This window comes from Nostoc sp. FACHB-888, assembly GCF_014696655.1.
Classification (GTDB): domain Bacteria; phylum Cyanobacteriota; class Cyanobacteriia; order Cyanobacteriales; family Nostocaceae; genus Nostoc.
Genome location: NZ_JACJQM010000032.1, coordinates 30106 through 55857, shown reverse-complemented (window position 1 = coordinate 55857; position 25752 = coordinate 30106). Strand labels below are relative to the sequence as shown.

The 25752-nt window shown below is 40.9% G+C and carries 28 protein-coding genes and 3 pseudogenes; 10 read left to right on the top strand and 21 right to left on the bottom strand.

Annotated elements, in window-relative coordinates; translation table 11 throughout:
* Window positions 1–29 precede the first annotated feature (29 nt).
* The gene (gene xisF / locus H6G26_RS20195; RefSeq protein ID WP_190730948.1) at window positions 30–1568 is read right to left on the bottom strand and encodes a fdxN element excision recombinase XisF; all 1539 of its coding nucleotides are present in this window, start codon (window positions 1566–1568) and stop codon (window positions 30–32) included.
* 33 nt (window positions 1569–1601) lie between these two features.
* Between xisF and H6G26_RS20190 the strand changes: the two genes are divergently transcribed.
* Together H6G26_RS20190 and H6G26_RS20185 are read left to right on the top strand one after the other, a co-directional pair.
* Window positions 1602–2516 (top strand): hydrogenase, encoded by a 915-nt coding sequence (locus tag H6G26_RS20190; protein WP_190730947.1) that lies wholly within the window; start codon window positions 1602–1604, stop codon window positions 2514–2516.
* Between the two features lie 185 nt (window positions 2517–2701).
* Window positions 2702–4297 (top strand): nickel-dependent hydrogenase large subunit, encoded by a 1596-nt coding sequence (locus H6G26_RS20185; RefSeq protein WP_190730946.1) that lies wholly within the window; start codon window positions 2702–2704, stop codon window positions 4295–4297.
* A 220-nt stretch (window positions 4298–4517) separates the two neighbouring features.
* Here the strand turns inward: H6G26_RS20185 and H6G26_RS20180 are convergent, their stop codons facing one another.
* The 3 genes from H6G26_RS20180 to H6G26_RS20170 all read right to left on the bottom strand — a co-directional run bounded on the left by H6G26_RS20180 (window position 4518) and on the right by H6G26_RS20170 (window position 5649).
* A complete protein-coding gene (locus tag H6G26_RS20180) occupies window positions 4518–4982 on the bottom strand; it encodes a hypothetical protein (protein ID WP_190730945.1) in 465 nt (154 codons plus the stop codon).
* Window positions 4983–5211: 229 nt separating this feature from the next.
* A complete protein-coding gene (locus H6G26_RS20175; RefSeq protein WP_190730944.1) occupies window positions 5212–5436 on the bottom strand; it encodes a type II toxin-antitoxin system HicA family toxin in 225 nt (74 codons plus the stop codon).
* A gap of 3 nt (window positions 5437–5439) precedes the next feature.
* Window positions 5440–5649 carry a type II toxin-antitoxin system HicB family antitoxin gene (locus H6G26_RS20170; protein WP_190730943.1) on the bottom strand — a complete coding sequence of 70 codons (210 nt, stop codon included), beginning with the start codon at window positions 5647–5649 and terminating at the stop codon, window positions 5440–5442.
* A gap of 127 nt (window positions 5650–5776) precedes the next feature.
* Here H6G26_RS20170 and H6G26_RS20165 point away from each other — a divergent pair, with 127 nt between their 5' ends.
* Both H6G26_RS20165 and H6G26_RS20160 read left to right on the top strand, forming a co-directional pair.
* Window positions 5777–6022 (top strand): type II toxin-antitoxin system Phd/YefM family antitoxin, encoded by a 246-nt coding sequence (locus tag H6G26_RS20165; protein ID WP_190730942.1) that lies wholly within the window; start codon window positions 5777–5779, stop codon window positions 6020–6022.
* Window positions 6019–6150: pseudogene (locus H6G26_RS20160) on the top strand (type II toxin-antitoxin system VapC family toxin); the annotation flags it as partial. The gene H6G26_RS20165 and the pseudogene H6G26_RS20160, both read left to right, overlap by 4 nt.
* Window positions 6151–6319: 169 nt before the next feature.
* On the opposite strand, the gene H6G26_RS20155 reads toward H6G26_RS20160, so the two are convergent.
* A complete protein-coding gene (locus H6G26_RS20155; RefSeq protein WP_190730941.1) occupies window positions 6320–6826 on the bottom strand; it encodes a GNAT family N-acetyltransferase in 507 nt (168 codons plus the stop codon).
* 250 nt (window positions 6827–7076) lie between these two features.
* Window positions 7077–8033, bottom strand: a complete 957-nt coding sequence (locus H6G26_RS20150; RefSeq protein WP_190730940.1) for a hypothetical protein — start codon at window positions 8031–8033, stop codon at window positions 7077–7079.
* Between the two features lie 319 nt (window positions 8034–8352).
* Between H6G26_RS20150 and H6G26_RS20145 the strand changes: the two genes are divergently transcribed.
* On the top strand, window positions 8353–8775 hold the full coding sequence (locus H6G26_RS20145; RefSeq protein WP_190730939.1) for a hypothetical protein: 423 nt from the start codon (window positions 8353–8355) through the stop codon (window positions 8773–8775).
* 585 nt (window positions 8776–9360) lie between these two features.
* A complete protein-coding gene (locus H6G26_RS20140; RefSeq protein WP_190730978.1) occupies window positions 9361–9831 on the top strand; it encodes a hydrogenase maturation protease in 471 nt (156 codons plus the stop codon).
* 19 nt (window positions 9832–9850) lie between these two features.
* Here H6G26_RS20140 and H6G26_RS20135 read toward each other — a convergent pair whose 3' ends face one another.
* Window positions 9851–10225 carry a hypothetical protein gene (locus tag H6G26_RS20135; protein WP_190730938.1) on the bottom strand — a complete coding sequence of 125 codons (375 nt, stop codon included), beginning with the start codon at window positions 10223–10225 and terminating at the stop codon, window positions 9851–9853.
* Window positions 10226–10243: 18 nt separating this feature from the next.
* A complete protein-coding gene (locus tag H6G26_RS20130) occupies window positions 10244–11530 on the bottom strand; it encodes a nitroreductase family protein (RefSeq protein ID WP_190730937.1) in 1287 nt (428 codons plus the stop codon).
* Between the two features lie 321 nt (window positions 11531–11851).
* Here H6G26_RS20130 and H6G26_RS20125 point away from each other — a divergent pair, with 321 nt between their 5' ends.
* Window positions 11852–12061, top strand: coding sequence for a molybdopterin-binding protein (locus H6G26_RS20125; protein ID WP_190730936.1), 210 nt, complete (start codon window positions 11852–11854; stop codon window positions 12059–12061).
* 309 nt (window positions 12062–12370) lie between these two features.
* Here the strand turns inward: H6G26_RS20125 and H6G26_RS20120 are convergent, their stop codons facing one another.
* The 12 genes from H6G26_RS20120 to nifK all read right to left on the bottom strand — a co-directional run bounded on the left by H6G26_RS20120 (window position 12371) and on the right by nifK (window position 21106).
* The gene (locus H6G26_RS20120; RefSeq protein WP_347242484.1) at window positions 12371–12670 is read right to left on the bottom strand and encodes a FeoA family protein; all 300 of its coding nucleotides are present in this window, start codon (window positions 12668–12670) and stop codon (window positions 12371–12373) included.
* Between the two features lie 54 nt (window positions 12671–12724).
* Window positions 12725–13024, bottom strand: a complete 300-nt coding sequence (locus H6G26_RS20115; protein WP_190730935.1) for a 2Fe-2S iron-sulfur cluster-binding protein — start codon at window positions 13022–13024, stop codon at window positions 12725–12727.
* 228 nt (window positions 13025–13252) lie between these two features.
* Window positions 13253–13624, bottom strand: a complete 372-nt coding sequence (locus H6G26_RS20110) for an iron-sulfur cluster assembly accessory protein (RefSeq protein ID WP_094327427.1) — start codon at window positions 13622–13624, stop codon at window positions 13253–13255.
* A gap of 54 nt (window positions 13625–13678) precedes the next feature.
* Window positions 13679–14488 carry a HesA/MoeB/ThiF family protein gene (locus H6G26_RS20105; protein ID WP_190730934.1) on the bottom strand — a complete coding sequence of 270 codons (810 nt, stop codon included), beginning with the start codon at window positions 14486–14488 and terminating at the stop codon, window positions 13679–13681.
* A gap of 10 nt (window positions 14489–14498) precedes the next feature.
* Complete coding sequence (nifW, locus tag H6G26_RS20100; protein WP_190730933.1) at window positions 14499–14816, bottom strand: nitrogenase-stabilizing/protective protein NifW; 318 nt, start codon at window positions 14814–14816, stop codon at window positions 14499–14501.
* Window positions 14813–15028: a CCE_0567 family metalloprotein gene (locus H6G26_RS20095; protein WP_190730932.1), complete on the bottom strand. Its 216-nt coding sequence runs from the start codon at window positions 15026–15028 to the stop codon at window positions 14813–14815. The genes nifW and H6G26_RS20095 overlap by 4 nt, the downstream gene beginning before the upstream one ends.
* Window positions 15029–15155: 127 nt before the next feature.
* Window positions 15156–15632 (bottom strand): NifX-associated nitrogen fixation protein, encoded by a 477-nt coding sequence (locus H6G26_RS20090; protein WP_118163723.1) that lies wholly within the window; start codon window positions 15630–15632, stop codon window positions 15156–15158.
* Window positions 15629–16042, bottom strand: a complete 414-nt coding sequence (nifX, locus tag H6G26_RS20085; protein ID WP_190730931.1) for a nitrogen fixation protein NifX — start codon at window positions 16040–16042, stop codon at window positions 15629–15631. Before nifX ends, H6G26_RS20090 begins: the two co-directional genes overlap by 4 nt.
* A 207-nt stretch (window positions 16043–16249) precedes the next feature.
* A complete protein-coding gene (nifN, locus tag H6G26_RS20080; RefSeq protein WP_190730930.1) occupies window positions 16250–17587 on the bottom strand; it encodes a nitrogenase iron-molybdenum cofactor biosynthesis protein NifN in 1338 nt (445 codons plus the stop codon).
* A complete protein-coding gene (nifE, locus tag H6G26_RS20075) occupies window positions 17587–18966 on the bottom strand; it encodes a nitrogenase iron-molybdenum cofactor biosynthesis protein NifE (RefSeq protein ID WP_190730976.1) in 1380 nt (459 codons plus the stop codon). Before nifE ends, nifN begins: the two co-directional genes overlap by 1 nt.
* 94 nt (window positions 18967–19060) lie before the next feature.
* Window positions 19061–19408, bottom strand: coding sequence for a Mo-dependent nitrogenase C-terminal domain-containing protein (locus H6G26_RS20070; RefSeq protein WP_190730929.1), 348 nt, complete (start codon window positions 19406–19408; stop codon window positions 19061–19063).
* A 162-nt stretch (window positions 19409–19570) separates the two neighbouring features.
* Window positions 19571–21106 carry a nitrogenase molybdenum-iron protein subunit beta gene (gene nifK, locus H6G26_RS20065; protein ID WP_190730928.1) on the bottom strand — a complete coding sequence of 512 codons (1536 nt, stop codon included), beginning with the start codon at window positions 21104–21106 and terminating at the stop codon, window positions 19571–19573.
* Between the two features lie 698 nt (window positions 21107–21804).
* Between nifK and H6G26_RS20055 the strand changes: the two are divergent.
* The 3 genes and pseudogenes from H6G26_RS20055 to H6G26_RS20045 form a co-directional block, all read left to right on the top strand.
* A pseudogene (locus H6G26_RS20055) lies at window positions 21805–23139 on the top strand (site-specific integrase); the annotation flags it as partial.
* Between the two features lie 43 nt (window positions 23140–23182).
* Window positions 23183–23458, top strand: a complete 276-nt coding sequence (locus H6G26_RS20050) for a hypothetical protein (protein WP_190730926.1) — start codon at window positions 23183–23185, stop codon at window positions 23456–23458.
* A complete protein-coding gene (locus H6G26_RS20045; RefSeq protein ID WP_190730925.1) occupies window positions 23443–23841 on the top strand; it encodes a type II toxin-antitoxin system VapC family toxin in 399 nt (132 codons plus the stop codon). Before H6G26_RS20050 ends, H6G26_RS20045 begins: the two co-directional genes overlap by 16 nt.
* A gap of 178 nt (window positions 23842–24019) precedes the next feature.
* Here H6G26_RS20045 and H6G26_RS20040 read toward each other — a convergent pair.
* Window positions 24020–25418: pseudogene (locus H6G26_RS20040) on the bottom strand (IS66 family transposase).
* Between the last annotated feature and the right edge of the window lie 334 nt (window positions 25419–25752).

Here is a 25752-nt window from a genome sequence, read left to right as displayed (position 1 = left end):
AATACCGAGAAATTGTCCGCCAAAGAAAACTAAAAAAACTCAATGCCCAAAACAACCCGTCCGTCAACAAGAATACGACGGACAAGTTTATTTAGTATTCGTTTTTTATCCTCAGATGTTCGACTGTCCCAGTATTCACGATCGCAAAACATCTGCACTAACTCTTCTCGAACCAACAGGCTACGTTTTGTGATGTTTTCGTGCAGGCTTAAGATACTAGCGATTTGGTCACGAATACCATCTTTGGCTTTTTCTACAAAAGGATTAGTAGGCAACTTTTCCAGCCCTGCTATCGTTTCCCGCAGTTCTTTAACTTCTGTAGGTTCAAGATGCTTATCTTCTTCAAAATCCACCATGCCAGCTAGCCTAGTAGCTTCGCTTACTAGCAAATCAGCCACTTGTGAATCTAAACTTCGACTACTAAGCATCTCCTTGGCATCGCAACGGCCGAGGGAGTAGTAGGTACATTGATAGTAGGCTGTATATTGCCCATTGCGATCGCGTCGGGACGACATCCGGGTTAGTGCGCCTTCACATCTAGCACACTTCAATAAATTAGCGAATGGGTTAATATCTTCTTTTCTTGCAGCCCACTTATTATTGCGATTTTGGCGAATAGTGCGTTTTATTTGTTCGTGTTGTTCGCGGGTAATTATCCCCTCATGGGTATCCCAGTTGCAATCCCACTGATCAAAATGCTTAATTTGTTTGCCTGACGGACTAGATGCAGTGACGTTAAATGGTGTTCCGCCTGCATGAACTGGATTTACTAAGAAGTTTTTTAGTCCAGTCGGTGACCACTGTAAGCCCGTCCAAGGGTATCGTTGATAAGTTTTTTTATGATTTTGAAATAAATCTAATTGCTCGATATCATCGGGCATTATCCGATGATTCCCTTTTGATTTTGTGCTTTTTGCATCTACTTTCCCACATACCCCAAACATCTCATTTAATATATTGCAAGTTTTTCTGGCACTACCATAACTATTAAATATTTCAAATATAAATAAAGCCAGTTCCCAAACCCTAAAATTACGCTTGCCTTCTAGTAGCGAAACACACCAACTTTCATCCTTGACGTAGGAATCATCAACAACCTTCCAGCCAAACGGCGCAAACCGATGACTTTTCTTCTGAACCATACGATGCTTACGTTCGGCAGATACACGACTGGACAACATTTTTATTTCAAATTTACTGGCTGCCAGCAAAATATCAATCGTCAACTCGCCACCCAAACTTTCTGTATCAATTGTTTGGTCTAGTGCTACTAGCCTAATACCCTTACTCCGTAATACTTCTAATAGCGAGTAAAATAGTTTTGATGATGACCCAATCCGGTCAATTCTGGTAACAATTAAATCAGTGACAGTACCCTTTGGTGTTATTTTTAAATCATCAATTAATTGCTGCAATCCATTACGCACCTCGGTTGTGCGACTTTGAATATCCCAGTAAAAGCGATCGCATCCAACATTTTTACCCCTTTCTAGTTGCTTTTTAAGAGCGTTGCGATCTTCTTGTTGCTCGATCGTCGAAACCCGACCATAAAACCATTTTTCGGTCATCTTGACAAATTTTTATTCTATAGTGACTATAGTATGTCATTTCTCAACGCTGAAGAACCGACAGTCTGCGATTTAATTGCCGACTTTGGCATCAAGGTACTTTGGCATCCCTCCTTGGGATTGGAAATAGGCGACAACTTACAAACACTGCTACGGGATTGTATTTCTGGCGCAATTCCTTTAGATATCTTGGTATTTGAAGGCAGCGTTGTTAATGCCCCCAACGGTACTGGCGAATGGAATCGCTTTGCCGATCGCGCCATGAAAGATTGGTTAGCAGACCTCGCCAAAGTTGCTCAATTTATTGTAGCGGTGGGAGACTGTGCTACATGGGGAGGAATTCCCGCCATGTCACCTAATCCTAGCGAATCGGAAGGTTTACAATTCCTCAAACGTCAAGAAGGCGGCTTTTTAGGGAAAGATTTTCTCTCACAAGCTGGATTACCTGTAATTAATATACCTGGATGTCCCGCCCATCCCGACTGGATTACGCAGATATTAGTTGCGATCGCTACTGGACGCATAGCAGACATTGCTTTCGATGAACTAAATCGTCCCCAAACCTTTTTCAACACCTATACTCAAACAGGCTGTACCCGCAACGTCCACTTCGCCTACAAAGCCTCAACCGCCGAATTTGGTCAGCGCAAAGGCTGCCTATTTTACGACTTAGGTTGTCGCGGCCCCATGACTCATTCTTCCTGCAACCGCATCTTATGGAACCGCGTCTCCTCCAAAACTCGCGCCGGAATGCCTTGTTTAGGTTGCACAGAACCAGAATTTCCCTTCTTTGACCTCAAACCTGGAACCGTCTTTAAAACCCAAACAGTAATGGGAGTTCCCAAAGAATTACCGCCAGGAGTCAACAAAAAAGACTACGCATTACTCACAATGGTTGCAAAAGATGCAGCGCCACCTTGGGCAGAAGAAGACTTTTTTACAGTTTAGTCATTGGTCATTGGTCATTAGTCATTTGTCCTTTGTGATTTGACCAATGATCGTAACCTTTCACACTACCCTCTAACTCTCAACGAGAAATCAAGTATTTCGACCATTTTGCAGTGGGGCGAGTGAATAATTACCAATGATAAATGACAAATGACAAATAACGAATGACAAAGGACAAATGACAAATGACAATTCAATCATTAGATATATCGCCCGTCGGTAGAGTTGAAGGCGATTTAGATGTCCGAGTTGATATTGAACATGGAAGAGTAGTCAACGCTTGGACACACGCCGAACTTTTCCGAGGATTTGAGGTTATCCTACGTGGTAAAGACCCCCAAGCCGGATTAATTGTCACACCTCGCATTTGCGGAATTTGTGGCGGTTCTCACTTGACTTGTGCATCTTGGGCATTAGATACAGCTTGGGAAACAGAAGTTCCCCGCAATGCGATTTTAGCCAGAAATCTTGGACAAATTGTCGAGACAATTCAAAGCATCCCTCGCTATTTTTATGGATTATTTGCTATTGATTTAACTAATAAAAAATACCGCAATAGTCGCTATTATGACGAAGCTGTTAGACGCTTTGCCGCTTTCACAGGCAAATCTTACGAACTAGGCATAACAATTTCCGCTAAACCCGTAGAAATTTATGCACTATTAGGCGGACAATGGCCCCATTCTAGTTACATGGTTCCCGGTGGCGTGATGTGCGCCCCCACTTTAACAGACATTACGCGCGCTTGGGCGATTCTTGAATACTTCCGCACCAATTGGTTAGAACCAGTGTGGTTGGGTTGTTCTTTAGAACGCTACGAACAAATCCAAACTTATGATGACTTTAGAGATTGGTTGGATGAAGACCGAAATCATCGAGATTCCGACTTAGGTTTCTATTGGCGCATGGGTTTAGACATCGGTTTAGATAGATATGGCGCTGGTGTGGGTAAATATGTGACTTGGGGATATTTAGCCCATGAAGATAAATACCAAAAGCCGACTATTGAAGGACGCAATGCGGCAATGATCATGAAAAGTGGAGTGTATGACAGCTTTGCAGACACTCACACCTTAATGGATCAGTCATTTATCCGCGAAAATACAACTCACTCTTGGTACGATGAAGGGACAGAAGATATTCACCCTAGCGATCGCACCACTAAACCCACTGCCATTAATACAAAAGACTTCGATAACGCCTACTCTTGGTCTAGTGCAGTCCTTCACCAAGACTTCGGACGTTTGGAAACTGGCCCTTTAGCGCGTCAATTAGTAGCCGGTGGTAAACATGGCGAATCTTGGCAACACTACGACGGCTTTATCCTAGATGTCTTCAAAGAAATGGGTGGTGCTAGTATTCATGTACGTCAATTAGCACGAGTTCACGAACTTGTCAAGTTATATCGGCAAGCGGAACACTGTTTACGCGAATTCAAATTAAACGACCCCTGGTATATCAAACCCACAGAAAAAGATGGACGCGGTTGGGGTGCAACGGAAGCAGCACGCGGTTCCTTGAGTCACTGGGTAGAAGTGGAGGGCGGTAAAATTAAGAATTACCAAGTGATTGCCCCAGGTACTTGGAATATCGGCCCTCGTGACAGTGAAGGTATCCGCGGCCCTATTGAAGAAGCTTTAATTGGCACACCAATTTATGATTCTAGCGACCCTGTGGAAGTTGGTCATGTGGCGCGATCGTTTGATTCATGTTTGGTCTGTACAGTCCACGCCCATGATGCGAAGACGGGTGAAGAGTTAGCGCGTTTTCGGACTGCTTAATTAGTCGAGGTGCGTTATTCGTAATTTAACGCACCACAACTTATACCAAATTATTGTGAAGCCGCATGAATCTGTGAAAGGCTGCAAGGCTTATGAGATAACGGTTTTAGTTTTATAATTCTATGCAACTTCATACAAAATTGGTATTAGTATATGCCTAAATCATTGAATGACTGCCCCAGAAACAAATTCATAACACACAGCAACAAGTTTTTAATATTCAAATATTTAGATAGATTAAGTACAATCCTCTAGTAATATTTTCTTCCATTTGTTCAATCAACCTTAATTCCTGTATTATACTTCTTCGTAAATTGCTTAGATAGTTGTATGGAGTAAAATCCATACTTAACCTTACTCCAATATCGCAAGCCATAACTTTTTCGTAAAAATACCCCCATCTTAAAGCGTTGGGATGAATTGAAATTTTGCTATATGGATTGTCTTTAATTCTTGGATTGTCGTACCAAATATTATAGTTTAAATCTATTGTAGGTCTCCAAAAGATGCAGTGTTCCAATGCTTTATCTCTCCATTTTCGGTTGATAAATGTTGGAAGACAATAATAAATTTCATTCGTTTTTTGGATTAATTCAAATTGCCCTTTAGGGTTATGCAAATCCCAATGAAGATCGGTGAAGTCAGAATTATAATTTTTCCTAATACCTAGACTAGCTTTTTTCATCTGCAAACCAATTATTTTGCCTGATGTGTATAAATGCTCGTCTCCTGGCCAAGTACTTTCAACGCTAGGGGAAACAGCCCTTTTCCCCTTTTGTTGTTATCTTAAGTTCTACTCATGGCGATAGTACCCAAAACGACTTACTGAATAACGGTTATGTTTAGCGGTGGCTAATAACTTTTGTAATCCGCCAGGGGCTTTAGTCGGTCTAATGGAACACGGTTGTTAAACCTCATCGCCACTCCAGCATTTCTTCAATCGTCAAACCAATATCACTCGCAATCTGCCGTAGCAATCTTGGTGAGATGTCACGCCCTTTGTGAAATGGGACTGTTGTTCCTCGTCCATCTTCGTGTCGAAACTGTTTGTGTGAGCCTTTCTGACGTACCTCCACAAACCCAAGGCTCTCTAATATTCGTACAACTTCTTGAGGTTTCAGAATAGGAATATTACTCATGGTCTACTGAACCACAATCTGTTGTATACCTACAAACTCTGTCTCGAATACCAGATCCTCGTCCTCTAGAAGCATCTCAATAACTTCACGCAAATTTTCCTGCAATTCATCCAAGGTTTCACCTTGAGAATGCGCCCCAGGAAAGCCAGGAACATAGCCAACATAGAACTTAGTATCAGGATCTCTTTCAACGATCGCAGTAAAAGTTTTCATATCATAATCATGGACAACGCTCACTTACAGCTTACTGGATCGCTCATCTAACTGAGCGTAGGCGTAGCCCGTCGTAGACATCGCCCTTGTTTCACTGTGGCAACCAGACTAAACTTAGTTTAATCTTATGGAAACTGTAAATATTCATCAAGCTAAAACGAATCTCTCAAAGCTGTTGTCGCGCGTAGAACTTGGAGAAGAAATCATTATTTCCAACCGAGGTATTCCTGTTGCCAAGTTGGTTCCGTTTCGCTCCTCATCAAATCGACTCAATAGTTTAGGGCAAGATAAAGGGCGTTTTGTAGTGCCAGATCATTTCAATGCCCCTTTGCCAGAAGAAATTTTGGCAGCATTTGAGGGCGGTGAGGAGTGAAACTTTTACTAGATACGCAGTGCTGGTTATGGTGGTTTACCCAACCAGAGCTTTTGAATGAAGCAGCAATCGCCCATATTGCCGATGAAACAAATGAATTGTGGCTCTCAGTTGCCAGCATTTGGGAAACGGAGATATTTACTACTTCAGCGATCGCTGCTGCTTATTGCGTTCATCCCCAAACAACGGATTGACCTAGACAATGAGGATCTAGATTGCAGTCGGTTGCAACGCTGTGTTATGCCGCACTGACTATGATAACTAGGCGATCGGCTTCAACAGCCACAATATTTTTACCTACGATTTCTCAATTTTGAAAAATACTAGGGGGTTGCCATTCACGATTTTTTCGTCCACCTTTGTCATGCCTATTCTTTCTGTTAATTTTTGTGATTCAAGGTTTGGGCGATCGCAGCTTGCTAAAAGATACTGATAGTTAAGTTTATTAAAACAATAGTCCAGTATCTTGGCTGCTGCTTCGGTAGCGTAGCCTTTTTTGGTTGCTTCAGGCAGCAAAGCATAAACTAGTTGGGGCTGTTCTTCATCAAAGAAATCCCACAAACCAACAAATCCAATGATTTCTTGCTCATTTTTAGTTTCAATAAACCATAAACCAAGTTTTTTTTCTTCAAAATTATTCTGGCTTTGTATCACCATTTCTTCAACCTGTTGCAATGGAAAAATTTTGTCATCGCACAGATACTTTCTAACGTATGAGTCAATGAGAATAGTATGTAGTGTGTTCAATCCACTCTTCAAAATTGGTTTTAACAACAGCCTCTGAGTTTCAAGTATTAAAGTCATTGGTTTAGACCTCACTCCAACTCCAGCATTTTTCAGAACAGAAACATTATACTAATTTGCAATGGACAACTCTTAGAGACGCTAAAAGCGTACAGCTTGCTGAATCACTAGGTTCTCTACTTTTTAGGGACGCAATCTCTTGCGCCCCTAGAATGGGATATTTTTTTAACTGGTAGTCCGAAAGATGCCGAAAGCGCAGAGACAAAAAGCTAAAAAACGAAATATTGAGGTTGGTTAAAACACAATAGTATTAAACCGTTAAAATATTTGCTGCTATTCGCTGTGCTACATCTTTATTTTGCCAGTAACTTCCGTGAGCGCTGCCGCCATTTACCAAAGCCAAAAACGTTTGTCGGATGGGAGGAATTTGAGCAAATAAATTCAAGAAACCAGAGTCACTAGTGAGAACGTCTTCTACCTTAACGTAAGAACCAGAATTGGGAATTAACTTAGTGATGACATTTTCTAGTGGCCAAGCAATTGGATCGCCAGGATGTATAAAATTGAGCCAAGACAACTCTCGATCTCCTTGGGTAAGGTTCTTCAACAAATTACTTAAACCAGGGCTGATGTCATGAGTACTTTCATCGTTAGCATTTCTACCATTGATACTAATTAAGCTAAACAAGGCAATGGGAGAACCCATAGTCTGAATACTAGCTAATCGGATACCTTCTTTAGGCTTGTCTCCAACGCCATAAAGCTTATCTCGAATATCCTTTACACTCTGATAGCCAGGAATTTCCTGATTATCCCAACGGCTGGCAAACAGAATGTCAAACAGTACAATTGTCCCCCAACTATGAGTCACCAAATGTAGGCGATCGTCCTGTTTATACTTTTCTAAGCCTTTAAATGTTTGCTTTTTAAGTTGGTTAGCTGCCATTGATCCAATTAGGCGACTGATGTACAGTCCTCCATCGCCGACAAATTGCAATATTTGCTTCTGGCGAAAATCTTGAAACCAGAGTTGGTTCCACTTAGACGAGCCTTTCAGGTTTGTTAGTAATTCATTTAAGGCGCTTTGGTTGACATCACCCCAGTAAAGAGGCACTTTGATGCATTCACGATTACGATCTTTCTGCCGGACTAGCTCAACAATCAAGTTAAACAACTTATCGGCATAAGTGTAATTCTGGTTCCTTTCATTTTCTTTCGATTCCCGTACATTTACGCCATGCAGAAATAAAACATAATCTTTTCCCATAGCTAACTTTGCCTTCCTTAAACTAATTAATCAAAACGGGTGATAATATTCTTAAGATTCCCATAAGAAATACAACTTTAATACATCTGTAAATATTCTTTAAAATTATATCCTCGTAATTGTGGTTTTCCTGTTAATCGACAATTATTTCACTATGATGGGCATTATCGGTCTACTTTAGGATGATTTTTGCTTGAGATATCTAATAATCTAACTATTTATTCAACAGTCGTAGCGTAACACACCAAAACTTATAGAAACGATGCGTTAGGCTTGCCTTAATGCATTTGCATAAAACAGCAATTTACACGGTAAGCTTGTGTCTGATTTAGCGCTACATAATTATCTCCCTCGCGTTCCCGATGCAGCATTGCAAGAATACATAGAATGGTGTGTTTTAGAGCAGGCTCAAGCCGCAGAATGTAACTTTACTCCCGATAGAAGTAAGTTAGATAATTTGCCACCAGCAGATTACATTCCTAAACTTGTCGAGCAGTTCATGAAAGTTAAACCAGACCCAATTAAAGCCGGATTGGTAGCTGCGATCGCAGGCAAGGAAGCTGACCAACACGCTTTATCTGGTTTAGCGATCGCTGCTGATTTTGTATCTCTTTATGTCAAGTATTTAATTCCTAAAGAAGGAAGTACTAAAGAACAGGCTGAAGAGATATTAACTAAAGTGTCACAAGATCAGTATGATAAACTGAATGAAATCGCTAAGAAACATGGTGTAGAGTTCTAGTTTCCTGCTAATGAATTATTTTTCAGAGGCTTTGTCTATATTATTTAGTCAGAGCCTCTGTTTTATTCACTATTGAAGACCTAAGCTACAACCTATTCGATAGTAATACAGGCGGCGAACAATTGGAGAGCAAAACTGATCGTAATCAGCGCGAAGCCAATACTTCCACACGATTTCCAAAACCACGTGTTCAAAGTTGGTTCATACCCAAGTTTGACACCTCTCTCGCTAAATCGTGAGCCAGTGCGCCAACTATCAAGAAAAGCGAGAAAGGCACCTATGAAGCCGAGAATTAAAGCTATGGTATTAAGAATTTTGACCATCGAATTTTAAGTGTAGGTACCACGCCTAACTATTTATTTAACTACTCTTATATGGTTTAACACGCTGCCTATAGTGTTATCCAACACTAAAGAGCAGATAAACACTTCTGTCTGGGATGTTAAAGCGCACTCAGCAGTGTAACATATCAAAATTTTGAATACTGCTCTTGGTAGTCTAATAGCACCTGAAATTGTGCTTTACCTCATCTATTTATCGATGACAGTGCTTTTGCAACTCACCAAAGTGATTAAATCTCATCCCATACTGACTATTATTGGTTGCGGAAATCTCAATCGCAGTGATGATGCTGTAGGCGTTATCATTGCCCAACGCTTACAGAAATATCTAGCTGAAAATCCTCATCCTCATGTGCGAGTTTATGACTGTGGCACAGCAGGGATGGAAGTAATGTTTCAAGCTAGAGGTAGTAAAGAATTAATAATTATTGATGCAAGTTCAACTGGTTCTGAACCGGGTGCTGTATTTAAAGTTCCGGGAAAAGAACTGGAAGCTTTACCAGAGCCTAGTTATAACTTGCACGATTTTCGTTGGGATAATGCTTTAGCCGCCGGACGGAAAATCTTTCAAAATGATTTTCCTGAAGATATAACAGTTTATTTAATTGAAGCGGCAAATCTTGATTTGGGACTGGAATTAAGTCCTGCTATTAAGCATTCTGCTGATTTAGTTTTTGAAGAGGTAGCTGCACTTATCAAACAGAATATTAACTAATCCAAAATCCAAAATTGAATTATGCCCAATCCCGATAAACAGAGAGTTCATCTACCCTCATTTCAAAAGGTACACCTTGACTCTCTGGCGGACAAACACGGATTTTAGCGCTGCTAACAATTCCATATAGTAATGTCCCCATTGGCACAATTTTTTGCAGAATTCGCCAATTAGTAACTTGATCGGGACATTCAATTACCAATGTTAGAGCATTGGCATGAGTTGTGACATACCACCGACAATTAGATAGAAGATTTTGAATGGTGCGATCGCAAGCTTCATAAAAGTATCTACTAATAGAATACTCTAGTTGCTGCCGCAGTATAATATCTGCCGATGTCGGTTGCATAGGATGTGAGTCATCACTATTAAAGTAATGCATATTTCTAACCATATTTCTTTAGCTTCCTACTTATATTCCAATCACCATTCCATAAAGTACATCTTTATTTGTTTCTAATAATTCTTGGGTTTCATCATCATAATAAGCACCAATACCACTACAGTGAATCCCCAAATAATTACTAGTTAAATAAAGCCTCTGTCCAAAAAAACCAGCTACTTGCATAGCAGTTTGATAGTTTAAATAATCTGACACAAAAAATAAAGTTACAGCGCCATCTTTAGCAATAGCTTGATTAATACATAAGTAACCTGTCTTTTCACTAAAGTTACCCGCTTTAACCAGATACGTACCTTTATATAACCCAGGTGTCATTCCTTTTACTCGATGCACCACTGAGTAAATTTCTATCTCCTCATAGTTTTCTGTCGGTATTGACTGCTGAAGTTGTTGCACTACATATAAATAATCTTCTTGAGAAATAGACTCTTTCCGGAAACGTCTAATAGAACGTCTAGCCCAAACTGTTTGATAAAATTTATCCCGATCAAAATCAAATTGAGGATACTCTAATTTCTGCTGGCGACTCTTTTGTAGAGTAGTTGCTTGATAGGCATCTTCAATAAATTGATTGGATTCAAAATAATCAGTACCAGAGACAAAAGGAACTTTCAGTCTTAAGTGTCTGATTTTCTTGTCTTGTATTTCTCCTGACACCGCACAAGCAGTAATAAACTCCTTATTCTCAAAACCCAAATCTGAATTGAGAGCAAGTTTATCAAAGTCAAAAATTAGTTGTATATCTCGGTTGTGGAGAAAAGCTGAAGCTGCAACTGCACCTAAATGGTGTCCGCTATCTAAGAAGCAATATCTTATGCTCCTGTTTTGATATTTCCAGCTAGACCTATAATAAACACAACTAATTAAAAAAATGAATCCGTTGATACTTTTACCCGGTATAATATAATTTTCTAACCCATCATCAATTAATTCATAGATGAGAGTTAGACAATTATTCTCAACTTCTAGATGATATATCCCATTTACTATTCCCTCTACGCCACGAACCTGTACGTAAACTTCTGTGGGATACAGAGCGCCTGCTGATGGATTTACCCGCAGTTTATAAGGGCCATCTTTATACACCTTTTCCAAAGTTATCGCACTGGTTAAAGAGATAAAAGAATGAACCGTATTATTGAGATTTAATTTCACTCTCCGATAAAACTTTGGATAAACTTTAAATGGAGATGGCTGTGTTGAAGCATCTACATAATTTGGATCAAGTTGTACCGATAAGTAAGAATGCTTGGTAGCGTCATGATAAGTTTTGCCCGATATCTGACTTTGTGGCATTTTTCAGAATCCTTAAAACTTCTACGTTGCTAGCACAATCTATCGCTTTATAATCATCTAGATTTTTCAAATACAAATTAGATAGTTATTAATATACTGTGGCAGGAGTTTTCCTAGCTTTAAGAATGAGCTTAAAACCATTGTTAAAGCTCAAATTTGATATCATGTTTCCATTGAATCTTGTGTTTAATAAAGCAGAGATATTACGCTGATATTTACTTTGTCATGCTTAAACTTATTAAGAAATCTCAAAAGGTTTACTTTTTTAACCAAAATTTGCTAGTTTATTTAAGTAAAAATTAAGTAAAACACAAACGAAAAATGGAAATTAGCGCTCGTAATTCTATCAAAGGTACTGTAAAAAAAATTGTACCTGGCACAGTTAATACTGAAGTAACTTTAGAAATTGCACCAGGAGTAGAGTTAGTGTCAATAATTACCAAATCATCAGCGGAAAAGCTGGGGCTTGCAGAAGGTAAGGAAGCTTATGCCGTGATTAAATCATCAGATGTGATAGTTGCTGTTGATTAAAATATGGGCAACTTTTTCTGCAAGCGGTTTTACCTGTAATACCAAATTGCATTCATAATCTATAAATTGAGTGACCTCACTCCTGGAATCAATTAGGACAGGAGTGGGGTCAATATAATTCGTAATTCGTATTTACAATGAATGCTTGCTCTGTAATCTTTTAATTACGAAGTGAAAATTATTTTAAGACAATCTTATGTAGATGTTAAATACAACATTTTTCAGGTAAATTAAGTACACAGGTAGGGGCACGGCAGTGCTGTGCCCTTAAAATAATCTGTACCTCACCAAGTTGTAATCTGCTATAATTTAATTATTAATAATGCGGATATAAATAGCGCGGATACTTTCTATATCTGGTGCTAAAGATGTATTTCCTACTTTAATAATAAACGAAGGAAAATTTTGTTCTAAAGTTACAGTAGCCCCTGGTGCTACGCCCATTGATATCAGCTTTTGTAAGATTGTTTCATCTTTATTTTTACAGAAGATGACGATTCCTCGTTCTCCTGTTCTCAATAATTCTAATGAACATCCAGTTACACTGAAGTGGGTAAACATTGAATTATAAATGAAAAATTGTGAAAGGAAGAAGGAAGTATTTTTCATCCTTCATCCTTCATATTTCATTTGGTCGTCAAAGGCAGCAACCAAACGAATAGTTTAAACGAGATAAGGTTCTTGATGTGTCTTAATTGTGCAATTAGAACGAGGATAAGTGACACAAAGTAGAGCGAATCCTTTAGACATCTGTTCGTCATCCAGGAAGTTTTGATCGTCTTGATTAATTTCACCTTCAACAACTTTGCCTACACAACTAGAGCAAGAACCTGCTTGACAAGAAGCTGGCAAGTCAATATCGTTTTCGTGTGCTGCGTCTAAAATGTAAGTATCTTCGTCAACTTCAATTGTGGTGTCGAGGTCTTCTTTTTTGTTGATTAATCTAACTTGGTAGGTAGCCATTTTCAGATTCTCCTCAAACGTTATAAAGTTGGTCTAATTTACGAATTTTTTGAGCAACCTATCCTACTTCTTGCTTCCCTTCTTCTTATAGAGATGCTACGCTTAGTTGGCTTCTCTATAGGGATAAGAGATGCAATGCGAACTAGAAGCTATCTCAAGAGCATTGAAACTCTACGGAATGCGTCTATGAGAAGCCTCTATAACTGACCTAGCGCTAACGGAATGATGTTAGCTGCAAGGTACACCAGTAGGCGTACCGTCGTCTGTTTTGAAGGACTTTCCACAACCGCAAGTATCAGTTGCATTGGGGTTGATGAATTTAAAACCGCTTTCCATCACTCCCTCAACGAAGTCAACAATAACTCCGTCTAATAACGGCGCACTTTTGGCATCAACGTAAACCAGCACTTTGCCTTGCTGACTTACCAAATCATCTGGTTGGGGCTTGCTGGTGATATCGATCGCATATTCGTAGCCACTGCAACCACCATCTTTTACAGAGATGCGGACACCTTTAGTTGCGCCATTAGCATCGGGTGCGGAACCTTTGAGGAATGCCCGCAGATGAAATTCTGCTTTTTCTGATAAAATAACGGCCATTAAGTCTCCTGATTTGTAGCGATTAGTTGTTCTGATTTCAGGTGGGGACGAAAATTAACTATTTTGTGCAATGCCTGTGGGCGTGGGTTCCATCGAATTGGATTGCGCGTGTCTCCAAGGCGCACTATTGCCGCATACTGGACAAGAGCGATCGCGGTGAGAACGGCGTTTAGCAAATTCCATTCGATTCAGATCGATTGTCAGCAATTGCGACAATAGAGGCTGACTAAACCCGGTGATCAGCTTGATAGCTTCCAGTGCCGTTAGACAAGCGAGTGTTCCAGAAACAGCGCCTAGAACTGAAAAGCCACGCTGATCCCACTCAGGCTTTTCTGGAAACAGACAAGATAAACAAGGAGTCACACCAGGAATAATCGTTGTCAGGTAAGCCTCCATTCCATTCATTGCGGCTTCCACCATTGGTTTACGCGATCGCACACAGGCTTCATTTAACAAATTGCGCTCTGTAAAGTTGTGGGCGCAATCAAGAGCCATATCAGCCGACTGCACTAACGAATCTACATTTTCCGGGGTAATGTAATCATGAACAGCTTCCACTTGGACATCAGGATTAATCGCATCCAGAGTTTCTTTAGCTTTGAATACCCTTGGCTTACCTACCCAATCATCAGTCATAAGAACCTGACGATTCATATCATCTTGCCGCAAGTCACCACCCCGGACTAAGATTAGCCGCCCAACGCCCGCTACTGCTAAGTAAAGCGCCGCCGTACCGCCTAATCCCCCCACACCTGTCACCAGAACTGTCGCTGACTTCAAGCGTTTCTGTGCTGTTTCGCCAAAATTCGGAAGCATCATTTGGCGACGATAGCGTTCTAATTCGGTAGGCGTTAGGTTAACCAATTTATACCTCCTAATCAGAAGTGATTTCTGTCAGTGTGACTACATTTTTCGGCTTGTCGTTAAACACTTTGAACAGCTTTTGTTCATAAGCTGTCGATTCGATAAATACCTGATAAGCTTTTTGCAAAGCCAAAGAATATTGATTTAGTCTCTCTTCTTGACTCAAGTCAGGAGAATTATCATCAATTTCCTGCATGTATTGAGAAAACTTTTTCAGAATATGTAGACGATGTACATTCACAACTTCTAAATCGTAGGACATATTAAAGAAGTGGAAAAATTCTTCTGCATCTACGAGCTTCTTGAATTCATCAATAGTTCCAGTCATTTAGCACTCTCCAATTTTTTCAGATGTTGCTTAAGTTCATCTAACTTGCGATAGATTTCATAAGTTGCGGCTGCAACATCCATAAGTTGTTTATAATCTGTTGGTAGCCCTTCAGCTAAATCATGCAGATCCATTTTCATTTGACCTGCTTTGCTGTTAAGCCGTCTGATTTGTCCTTGTAGTTCCTCAATACTCGTTTCTTCTGCTTGCACAATCAGCCACTCCACATTGGATTTTGGATTTTAGATTTTAAATTTTGGATTGGATGATATTGTTTTAATCAAATGGTGATGAAGCTAATGATTAAAACCTGAATCCAAAATCCAAAATCTAAAATTTTTAAATTTTGCCAACTTCCGGAAAGCGCTTCGCCAAATCAAGACCTTTCTTGACGTAGTTTTCTCCCTCTTCTGCCAATTTTTCTAGCGAGTCAAAGCCAAAACGATGAGCATCTCGTAAAGTTTTCACAGCTAGCAAAAGACGGCCAGAAAAAACTAGCGCCCAGCCAAATCCTTCATGGCTCAAATCAACCACAACCTGGGATATCAAACCTGTTTCTTGTTCAATCCCAGCCGCTACAGCTCGAAAAAATGCCATAATCCGGGCTTGAGTTACCGCATCAACTTCGCCCTCAACGGATATTTCCCGTTTCTTTTGTTTGGTAACAATAAAGGGTTTGAGAATCAGCTCATCTGACCAAGTACGATAAACTCCATAACTGTCTTGACCACGGATTTGTTTGATTAATACCTTAAGAAAAGGTGAGTTCAAGACTTCAGTTGTAGCGGTTCCGTTAACACTATTATTTGCGGTCATACTGTTGCTTCGTCTTCGATTTCATCAGCAAAGTTTGTTGTTTTTGGCTGTAAAGCTTTACGCAACCAAGGTGGAGGATTACCTTTGAGGGTTTTCACTAGCTTGTTTAGGACTTCACTAATTTCTTCTTCTTCCGATCGCGCCTTCACTGGGGTGACACCTTTCTTGATTAACCGAGCGGCGGCACTACCACCAATTGCTGTTACGTAAACAATTGTACAGTCGCCTATTGCTTCAAGTTTTGGGGTGATTTTGTCTTCATTCCCGTCTTCTTTGAGTTCGCCTTCAAAGGTGAGGGTTTCTACGAAGTGATATCCCTGATCGGTAATTTCGTAAACATCAATCATTTTTGCCCATCCGAAGTGGGCATTAATATGAACTCGGTCACTCGTCGTGAAGGCTATTTTCATCGTAATTCTCCTCTCTAAAGTTTTGAATTTTGAATTGGGAAGAAGAAATTCAGGAGTCAGAATTCAGGAGTAAGAACTAAATAAATCTGCATACTTAGTGGTTTTCCCTATGGAAACACCAAAAGCAAACAATCAGTGGCAGGTTTTACTCTTTCTGAAAAGCATTCTGAATTCTGAATTCTGACTCTTGAATTCTTGAAGAATAATTCAAAACTCAGTGCCCACAATTCCGAACTCTTGGAACTGCTTAACTCTCGCTTCTTCTGCCTCTAAAAACAGGTTGCCTATGCCAAACAAAAGTTCCATCGTGCCTCGATAGCCAACTTTAGTAAATTGACCATTACCTAAGCGGTCATAAATGGGCAATCCTAGACGATAAAGAGGAATTGAGAGGCGTTTTGCGATCGCACCGACATTTGAGTTACCAATCAGCAAATCAGAACCGCCCGCTAGACTCTCAAAGTCTTCTAAGTCGCCGATGGTGATACTTTTTACCGGGAGTTTTTCTAAGAGAGGCGATCGCGTGGTTGTCACCACAGCATGAATTTGCGCTCCCATCGATTGCAGGAAATGCACAGTTGACCACAATAAATCTGGTTCCAGCGCTAGAGAAACTCGTTTTGCACCGAAGTAAAAGTGAGTGTCCAACATCGCATCTTGCAACTGACGGCGTTGGCGGCGGTATTTTTCGGGTACGCTATTACCGCTCAAAATCGCCAATGCTTGGATAAACTCATCTACTGGTTCTAATCCCGTCAGTTCGCCAAACACCTCATAAGGTGTACCAAAGCGTTCTTCGAGAATCTTGGCAGCCCCCCGCATACTTTCGCCCAATGCCAGGGTAAAAGCGGAACTACCTACTTCTCGTAGCTGTTTTAAGGTAGTTCCACTGACTGTAACTGCACTATAAGCATCCTCTAAATGACCATCTAGAGAAGCGCCAAGGTCAGGTACAAAGATCGGCACTAATCCAAAGGATGTGATTATCTCTTTGATTTCCTGTACATCCCCAGGTGTGAAAGCAGAACCCGCCAAAACTGTGACTTGTTCAGTTCTGAGTCCACCCGCGCGAGGAATTTCCTTAACTATGCTTTCTACAGCAACGGCAAAACCATCTTGCAACGCACCTTTAAAATCTGGGGTAGGTGCAAAAACGATCGCTAAATCATTCAATTCTGGATGGCGATCGCGGATTTCCTTCAGAAAACCTTCAATGTCATCGCCTCTAGTTTCTGTTAACCCAGTACTACATAAACCAATAATTTCTGGGTTAGCTTTTTCTACCAGAGTCAGGATTGCTTGCTCCACATTCTCTTCACCACCCAAGATAGTAGTGACTTCCGTCATCGCTGTCGTAGCTAGGGGAATCGCTTCCCGGAAATGCCGCACCAGGACAACTTTAGCGAAAGCAGTACAACCTTGAGAACCGTGGAATAAGGGCATTGTCCCTTTCAATCCCAAAAAGGCTAAGGTTGCGCCCAAAGCTTGACTTTGCTTGAGGGGATTAACTGTCAGTGCTTTGTTAGAAGCGGTAACGATCGCCATTAAACTTCCTCCTCGTCCCAAGGAGCGGGTTTGCGTATTTGTTCCCAAATCGGGCTATACAGAGCTTCGTACAGTTCCCGCGCCATCTCAATCATTCCCACATAACCTGCATAAGGATGGTGGCGTTCTTGGTTGATATCAAGGAAAGGAATCCGAGCTTTCAAAGCTGTGTATTGGTTACGTCCACCAGCAATCAGCATATCTGCGCGAGTGTCTTTAACCAGTTGTAGCAATTCTTGAGCGTTGCCTTTCTCTAGCATGATGCCATCGTTGCCAATCAACTTCTTGATTTTGGCTTTATCTTCTTCAGTACTTTTCCGAGTACTGGTAGCAACAACTTCAATGCCTAAGTCTCTAGCAGCCGAAATAATCGACCAACTCTTAACACCACCTGTATACAAAACAACCCGCTTACCTTTGAGTCGGGCGCGATAAGGAGCCAATGCCAAGTCTAAAGCAGCCGTTTCTTCTGCAATTAGCTTTTCTGTCCGCTCTTGTAAATCAGCGTCGCCTAATTTAGCGGCGATGTTTCGCAGACAGCGATTCATATCATCGATGCCGTAGAAAGACTCTTCAATATAAGGGATGTTGTAACGCTCCTCCATCTTTCTCGCCATATTGAGCAGCGCTCGTGAGCAGATCATGACGTTGAGCTTGGCGCGGTGGGCGTAGCGAATTTCATCGTAGCGAGCATCGCCCGTAATTTTAGACAAAATACGGATGCCTAATTTTTCTAACAGTGGTGTTACTCCCCACATTTCCCCGGCGATATTGTATTCACCGATTAAGTTAATATCATAAGGCGTTGTATGTTCCGGTTCTGCTGTTCCGACAACATATTCTAATAAAGCTTCACCACCGAAACGGTTGCCGAGATTTTTACTGCCAATGAATCCTGGGGCAATGACGGGAACAACAGGAATACCGATTTTCTCAGCCGCAGCTTTGCAGACAGCATCCATATCATCGCCAATTAGGGCTGTAACGCAAGTGGCGTAGACGAATACTGCTGCTGGTTGGTAGCGATCGTGAAGTTCTAGAATTGCTTTGTAGAGTTTCTTTTCGCCACCGAAGATGACATCATTTTCACCCAAGTCAGTGGTAAAGCCCATTTTGTAGAGTTGAGGGCCAGACGACAGACTACCACGACTGCCCCAGGAATTACCAGCACAGGCGATCGGCCCGTGGACTAAATGAGCAGCATCTGCGATCGGCACTAGAGCAATCATTGCACCATCAAAGGCACAGCCCCCTTGAGCCGCGCCAGGTTGTGCCTGTTGAGCGCATGACTTATTTTTCTTTTGGGCTTGTTTGTGCTGATTATGTTCGCATCCTGTCTCAGTCAGCAGCTCGTTGATTTTACCTTGGGTGCTTTTCATCTCTCTTCTCTTAATTGTTAATTGTCCTTTGTCATTAGTCATTTGTTATTTACTAATGACTAATGACCAATGACTAATGACCAATGACCAATAACTAACAAATGTATTTTGTGACATCCTCTCCACATACATCGGCGAGGTAAGATAGAGCGCGGAAACGCAATCCTACAAATTCGTCATATAAAGGATTGAGTTTACATAGTGGTGGAATATCAATAGACTTCCCAAATAATTTAATTTGTCGCTCAAAGGGACAACAACAAGGAATTGTTTGGCAAATTAGATGAGCGATGCGATTATTTTTAACCTGAATTTCATCCACCACACGGCGCAACGGATTAAAAAGATTGTGGAACCATCCTGGTTTTTTCTGGTTAGGTGGATGGTAATTAGGATGAGGATGAGTGTGAGTATGTTCGTGAGTGTGATTGATGGTTTCCATTTATAGATACCTTGGGTAAATGCTATCAAGAAAAAGGGAGTTGGGGATTGGGGATTGGGCATGGGAAATTAATTGGGTTTGGATATTTCCCTATTCCCTATTCCCTACTCCCGAATCCCCTTCTTCACCCTTTAATTAACACGTTGTGTTTCTACGCAATTTCTAACGAATCAAGTCGTAGGAAATATCTGTCTTAGAAGGAATGTTGGTGTTGCGATCGATTTCTTCAAATAGGGTGTTTACAGTCCAGTTGAGGAGGTTGATTATACCTTGATAACCAATGGTGGCGTAGCGGTGTAAGTGGTGGCGATCCATGATGGGGTAGCCGATTCTCACGAGGGGAATCTTGGTGTCGCGCCACAGGTACTTACCGTAGGTGTTACCAACCAGGAAGTCTACTGGTTCGGTGAACAACAATGAACGCATGTGCCACAAGTCCTTACCAGGCCAAACAGTTGCATGTTGACCGAAGGGGCTAGAAGCAAGCAATTCTTTGATTTCTGCTTCAAATACTTCGTTGCTGTTGTGAACCAAGATATGCACAGGTTCAGCACCCATTTCTAGCATAAAGCCAACTACGCTGTATACTAAATCTGGTTCGCCGTAGATAGCGAAGCGCTTGCCGTGAATCCATGAGTGGGAGTCAGTCATGGCATCAACTGCACGACCGCGTTCGATTTCCAACTCTTGAGGAATGGGGATACCACTCAATTCGCTGAGTTTCATTAAGAACTCATCAGTACCCTTGATACCCCAAGGACGGGAAACTGAGGTTGGTTGCTTCCACTCTTTTTCAATATACTCGCGGGTTTTGAGGGTAGAGTGTGCTTGCAGAGCGATCGTAGCTTTAGCATTGATTGAATCTTCTGCATCTTCTAGCTTTGTACCACCTGGGTACATATCGAACTCACCTGTGTTGGGTGAATCCAGATAGTCGCTGTTGTCGGCTAGAATTGTGTAGTCAAAGCCGAACAGGGAAGCAATCCGCTTGATTTCGCGGTTGTTACCTACGTAGGTGTCAAAACCTGGGATGAAGTTGATCTTACCATTGCTGGTTTCTTTCTTATGACCTGCGGTCAAGTTAGAAAGAATTCCCTTCATCATGTTGTCGTAACCAGTGATGTGGGAACCGACAAAGCTAGGGGTGTGAGCGTAGGGTACTGGGAAATCTTGAGGAACTGAACCAGCTTCCTTGGCGTTGTTGATGAAAGACTGCAAGTCATCACCAATTACTTCTGCCATACAGGTGGTGCAGACAGCGATCATCTTGGGCTTGTAGAGTTGGTAAGAGTTCGCCAAGCCGTCAATCATGTTTTGCAGACCACCAAATACGGCTGCATCTTCAGTCATTGAAGAAGATACACCAGAGAATGGCTCTTTGTAGTGACGGGTTAAGTGCGTGCGGAAGTAAGCAACGCAACCTTGAGAACCTTGAACAAAAGGTAGAGTACCTTCAAAACCAACAGCAGCAAAGATTGCTCCTAGTGGTTGACAACCTTTAGCAGGGTTAACGGTTAAAGCTTCACGAGCGAAGTTCTTTTCACGATAATCCCAACCCTTTGTCCACTCTGCAACCCGTGTTACTTCTTCGGGTGCGTGACCGTTTTCAAACTGCTTTTTGTTTTCAAATAGCTGTTGGTACTCAGGCTGGTGGAATAACTCGACGTGATCTTGAATTTTTTCTGGATTCTGAGGCATTTCTGGATCTCCAAGGTTACTGAATTCTTTACTGAGCGAGGAATGAAGATTTAAGGCGGGAGTAGGAATATGATTCAAAATTCAAAATGCAAAAATCAAAACGAATTTTTAATCTTTCAATTTTGAATTTTGTATTCCCAACTCCCCCCTGGGGCTAAAACCCCAGGTTATCCTTACTTATCTCACTCTCCCATTTCCCTAAACGGCAGCCTTAGCCTTAGCTTCAGCCTTCTTAGCCTGAGCTTTTTCATTCCAAGGAGCGCCAATTAATCCCCAGGTTGGGCTGTTGAGTGCCAAGTCCATATCGCGTGCGAAGATGGCGAAGCCGTCATAACCGTGATAAGGGCCGGAGTAATCCTTTTAATGGTTTAATTATTTTCAACACCCTAATGTTTGCAGTAAACAGTGTCTGTTCTAAACATTGTTCGTTGATAACACATTTATTTTTAGGCTAAATATAGGCTAAAAACACAGCATAATTCGGCTCAGGACTCGTATCATCTCCGCTTGCTTATTAAACCCGAAGAACCCCACCCCGCCAAAGCTGTGCTTTGTCTCCCCTCCTCGCTTGCGGGGAGGGGTTGGGGGTGGGGTGCAATGACTGCGGGAATCGTAACTAAATTATGCGGACATGATATTACGCATCATCTAAATGTTGTCCTGAACCAAGGTGATTTTTTAATCGCCCGCTTTTTTGCTCATCTCTGCAAGCACAGCAGCAAAAAGAACACATGAGAACGAAAGTACTATTAGAATTAGAGAAAGTTAATCTGCGTTTGAAGTCTGCAAAGGCAAAGGTGACAATTAGAGAATCGAATGGAAGTCTGCAATTACGGGCGACGTTACCAATTAAACCGGGAGATAAAGATAGCAATGGTACTGGCAGAAAACAATACAATATCAGTTTGAATATTCCCTCTAACTTGGATGGACTCAAGACGGCTGAGGAAGAAGCCTACGAATTAGGGAAGTTAATCGCTCGTAAAACCTTTGAATGGAATGATAAATATTTAGGTAATGAGGCAATTAAAAAAGAATTTAAGACTATAGGAGAATTACTCGAACAATTTGAAGCCGAGTATTTTAAGACTCATAAGCGGACTACTAAAAGCGAACATACTTTTTTTTATTACTTTTCCCGAACTAAACGATTTACGAATCCTAAAGATTTAGCTACTGCTGCAAACCTGATCAGTTCAATTGAACAAATTGATAAAGAATGGGCTAGATATAATGCAGTAAGAGCGATCGCAGTATTTTGTGTGACATTCAATATCAAAATTGATTTATCTAAATATTCCAAAATGCCTGAGAATAATTCCCGAAATATACCGACCGATACAGAAATATCTGAAGGAATTCTCAAGTTTGAAGATTATCTTAATAGTAGAGGTAATCAAGTTAATCAAAATATTAAAGATAGCTGGCAACTTTGGCGTTGGACTTATGGAATGTTAGCAGTTTTTGGTTTACGTCCACGAGAACTTTTTATTAATCCTGATATTGATTGGTGGTTGAGTCAAGAAAATACAGATTTGACATGGAAAGTTGATAAAGATTGTAAGACTGGTGAGAGACAAGCCTTGCCATTATATAGGCAATGGATTGAGGATTTTGATTTGAGAAATCCGAAGTATTTAGAGATGTTAAGGGGTGCGATCGCTAAAAAAGATAACACCAATCATGCTGACATAACAGCGTTAACACAGCGAGTTAGTTGGTGGTTCCGCAAAATAGGATTAGATTTTAAACCTTATGATTTACGTCACGCTTGGGCAATTCGGGCGCATATTTTAGGGATACCAATTAAAGCGGCGGCAGATAATTTGGGGCATAGTGTGCAAGTTCATACTCAAACTTATCAGCGTTGGTTCTCGCTAGATATGCGGAAGTTGGCGATTAATCAGGCTTTGAGTAAGAGAAATGAAGTTGAGTTGATTAGGGAGGAAAATGCTAAGTTGAAGATGGAGAATGATAAGTTGAGATTGGAGGTTGAAAAGTTGAGAATGGAAATGGTTTATAAACAAAGTTAAACTTGCCCAAATACTGATAATATAATAAGCTAGGAGGCCAGTTATGGAAAGCATTAAAGTTAGAACATATATTGGTGATGATGGAATTCTGCAAATCCAGCTTCCGCCTGAAATTGCTAATCAAGAATTAGATGTAGTGATTGTCTTTCAAGCTGTCATACAAAAATCCTCACAGTCTCCAAACAAAACGCCGGAAGAACTAGGATACTCTCGTAAATTTGTTGAAGAAGTAATAGGTAGTTGGGAAGGCGATCCACTTGAGCGTCCAGAACAGCTTCCCTTTGAGGAACGGGAGGAGATTCAATGGCCTACCTCCTAGATACGAATGCATGTATCCAAATTCTAAATTCACCAAGTTCGCCTGTCACCCAAAAAACTTTATTATTTCCTTCTAGAGAAATTTACATTTGTACAGTTGTTTATAGCGAACTGTATTACGGAGCTTACAAAAGCGCAAACGTTAATAGAAATCTCACTCATCTAGAAAATTTATTTGCTGAGTTTGCTGATTTACCACTGGATCGTCAAGCTGCAAAAATAGCTGGAAATATTCGCGCTCGTCTTAATGCTTTGGGAACTCCAATTGGAGCAAATGATTTATTAATTGCTGCGATCGCTTTAGCAAACGACCTCACACTTGTCACTCACAACACCCGCGAATTTAGCCGTATTGATGGCTTGAAGTACGAAGATTGGGAATAGCTGCGTATGAAAGAGTCTATACATTATCTGAGGTTCTTATACCAATATATCTAGAATTCCTCGTATTATGTATTAACACTGATGTTAATCAAAAAAGTATTGATATCATTATGAGATATAGTATATTTTAATCTAATATTTTATCAGTAGTAAGCTGATATATCGTAAGGATTCAGGTCTAATATTTAGGAAGCAGTGATGGCCGAGACAGATAATTATTAGAATTAGCCAGCAGTGCTTGTGCAAAAAAGTCAATCACAGACCTACCTTGACGACGACAGGTTTGCACCACCGTCAACAGATAGGCAGTGTGTTTAAACCTGTCCATTGAACGAGAGCCACCACTTACCTTACGTTTCGTCACAGCCAAACGAAGGGAACGTTCAGCCTGATTGTTATCAGGAGGAATTTCAGGGAAGTCAAGGAAATACCACCATTGAATTGCTTTATCACGCAAAGAGCGTAAAAGGTTGCCGGCCGTAGCTCCTGCAAGATCAATCCACTGATGGAGTGAGGAATACAATTTAGATTTGAATTGATTGACCCAATCGTTGTAACTGGTGGAGTCAAGAGTCTCAAACCCGAAGAGCGTAATTTCTAAAGGCTTCATCGATTAAATCAACAAACGCTTCACCAATAGCTTGGTTGTGAAGACCTGGAAGCTGAATTAATTTTTTGAAGTGACGGCGTAGATGAGCCAAACATTTTTGCTGACCAACAGCTTGATAGCCATTGTAAACACTAAAATCGTCGCTGCTGAGTACTCCTGTATATTTAGTCCCTAAAATTGTTTCTAATTCGGATCGTGAACGAGTATCAGCCGCAGTAAACAAGCAGAAATCAGAATTGGCAACTACCCACAACCATTCTTTAACTCCCTTGACAGGCCTTGGTGTTTCATCCACATGAACGTTAGGTTGCGTCTGTTTTACCCAATTACTTAACTCGCTAACACTTGGTTCAACTGCTTGAGTAATTCGTTCATTGGTTGCTACTATTGTTCCTACCCCAATTTCAATTTGCCCCAATTCCCAAAGCATTTCTTGCTGTTTTTCATAGGGCATATGTGCATAATTACCCATCCATCCTAAAAATCCTTGAAGCCTAACACCCAAATCCTGCCCTGGTACTATGTCAGGCGACCAGTTGCCACTCTGTAATGTCCCACAATGCCGACATGATAAAGTGTGGCGATGATACTCAACTATTTCTATTGGACGTTCCACCAACTGTGCTACTTGTTGAATTTCAACTTTTACTGGTTGGAAAATAAATTCTGCTTGACCACAACAACATATTTGTGGGCGAAGTATTTCATAACGGTCTACTGTGTCAAATCCTTTACGGGTTTTTCCTTTGTGTCCTGGTTGACCTCCTGGAAAGCGTTTTGGGCTATCTGCCAATGGTTCAGTTGAGGGCTTGTTCTTTTCTGATTTTTTGAGCAGGTCAGTTGATGGTGGTTTTGATGAAGTTTTGCTATCTAGGTTGCCAATGACACCAAGCTTTTCTATTTTTTGTTTCAATTCCTGGATTGATGAGAGCAACTCTCTGTTCACGATCGCCTGTTGAATGATCATCTCCACCAGTTCTTCTTTGGGCAACTGGCGTAAGGATTTGTGTAAAAATAACCTGAACAATTTTTGTGCGAAAGCTAGATTTAGCAAGCTATTCCAAATAAATTTTGTACAACTTATTTTTACATGATGCCTAAGCGTTCAGCGTCTAAATCTTGAGGCAGGTTGTTCATCATGATTGCCCTACTTTACCTCAACCATCTTATTTGTCAATATCCCCTCACCTGAATCCTTACAAATTCAGATGCTCCAATTATTAAATCAAAAATTCTCACTAAGCCTAAAAATCTGAAAAAAAAAGCTAGTAAATCAAACGCCAAAGAATGTGATGAGGCTT

What these genes read in the sequence shown, in the direction of transcription:
- H6G26_RS20125 (WP_190730936.1), top strand. Translation starts at nt 11,852, where the DNA reads ATGGAAATTAGCGCTCGTAATTCTATCAAAGGTACTGTAAAAAAAATT.
- nifX (WP_190730931.1), bottom strand. Translation starts at nt 16,042, where the DNA reads ATGAAAATAGCCTTCACGACGAGTGACCGAGTTCATATTAATGCCCAC.
- nifK (WP_190730928.1), bottom strand. Translation starts at nt 21,106, where the DNA reads ATGCCTCAGAATCCAGAAAAAATTCAAGATCACGTCGAGTTATTCCAC.
- nifN (WP_190730930.1), bottom strand. Translation starts at nt 17,587, where the DNA reads ATGGCGATCGTTACCGCTTCTAACAAAGCACTGACAGTTAATCCCCTC.
- H6G26_RS20150 (WP_190730940.1), bottom strand. Translation starts at nt 8,033, where the DNA reads ATGGGAAAAGATTATGTTTTATTTCTGCATGGCGTAAATGTACGGGAA.
- H6G26_RS20190 (WP_190730947.1), top strand. Translation starts at nt 1,602, where the DNA reads ATGTCATTTCTCAACGCTGAAGAACCGACAGTCTGCGATTTAATTGCC.
- nifW (WP_190730933.1), bottom strand. Translation starts at nt 14,816, where the DNA reads ATGACTGGAACTATTGATGAATTCAAGAAGCTCGTAGATGCAGAAGAA.
- H6G26_RS20135 (WP_190730938.1), bottom strand. Translation starts at nt 10,225, where the DNA reads ATGGTTAGAAATATGCATTACTTTAATAGTGATGACTCACATCCTATG.
- nifE (WP_190730976.1), bottom strand. Translation starts at nt 18,966, where the DNA reads ATGAAAAGCACCCAAGGTAAAATCAACGAGCTGCTGACTGAGACAGGA.
- H6G26_RS20170 (WP_190730943.1), bottom strand. Translation starts at nt 5,649, where the DNA reads ATGAAAACTTTTACTGCGATCGTTGAAAGAGATCCTGATACTAAGTTC.
- H6G26_RS20180 (WP_190730945.1), bottom strand. Translation starts at nt 4,982, where the DNA reads ATGAAAAAAGCTAGTCTAGGTATTAGGAAAAATTATAATTCTGACTTC.
- xisF (WP_190730948.1), bottom strand. Translation starts at nt 1,568, where the DNA reads ATGACCGAAAAATGGTTTTATGGTCGGGTTTCGACGATCGAGCAACAA.
- H6G26_RS20090 (WP_118163723.1), bottom strand. Translation starts at nt 15,632, where the DNA reads ATGACCGCAAATAATAGTGTTAACGGAACCGCTACAACTGAAGTCTTG.
- H6G26_RS20120 (WP_347242484.1), bottom strand. Translation starts at nt 12,670, where the DNA reads ATGAAAAATACTTCCTTCTTCCTTTCACAATTTTTCATTTATAATTCA.
- H6G26_RS20165 (WP_190730942.1), top strand. Translation starts at nt 5,777, where the DNA reads ATGGAAACTGTAAATATTCATCAAGCTAAAACGAATCTCTCAAAGCTG.
- H6G26_RS20045 (WP_190730925.1), top strand. Translation starts at nt 23,443, where the DNA reads ATGGCCTACCTCCTAGATACGAATGCATGTATCCAAATTCTAAATTCA.
- H6G26_RS20070 (WP_190730929.1), bottom strand. Translation starts at nt 19,408, where the DNA reads ATGGAAACCATCAATCACACTCACGAACATACTCACACTCATCCTCAT.
- H6G26_RS20050 (WP_190730926.1), top strand. Translation starts at nt 23,183, where the DNA reads ATGGAAAGCATTAAAGTTAGAACATATATTGGTGATGATGGAATTCTG.
- H6G26_RS20155 (WP_190730941.1), bottom strand. Translation starts at nt 6,826, where the DNA reads ATGACTTTAATACTTGAAACTCAGAGGCTGTTGTTAAAACCAATTTTG.
- H6G26_RS20185 (WP_190730946.1), top strand. Translation starts at nt 2,702, where the DNA reads ATGACAATTCAATCATTAGATATATCGCCCGTCGGTAGAGTTGAAGGC.
- H6G26_RS20175 (WP_190730944.1), bottom strand. Translation starts at nt 5,436, where the DNA reads ATGAGTAATATTCCTATTCTGAAACCTCAAGAAGTTGTACGAATATTA.
- H6G26_RS20130 (WP_190730937.1), bottom strand. Translation starts at nt 11,530, where the DNA reads ATGCCACAAAGTCAGATATCGGGCAAAACTTATCATGACGCTACCAAG.
- H6G26_RS20115 (WP_190730935.1), bottom strand. Translation starts at nt 13,024, where the DNA reads ATGGCTACCTACCAAGTTAGATTAATCAACAAAAAAGAAGACCTCGAC.
- H6G26_RS20110 (WP_094327427.1), bottom strand. Translation starts at nt 13,624, where the DNA reads ATGGCCGTTATTTTATCAGAAAAAGCAGAATTTCATCTGCGGGCATTC.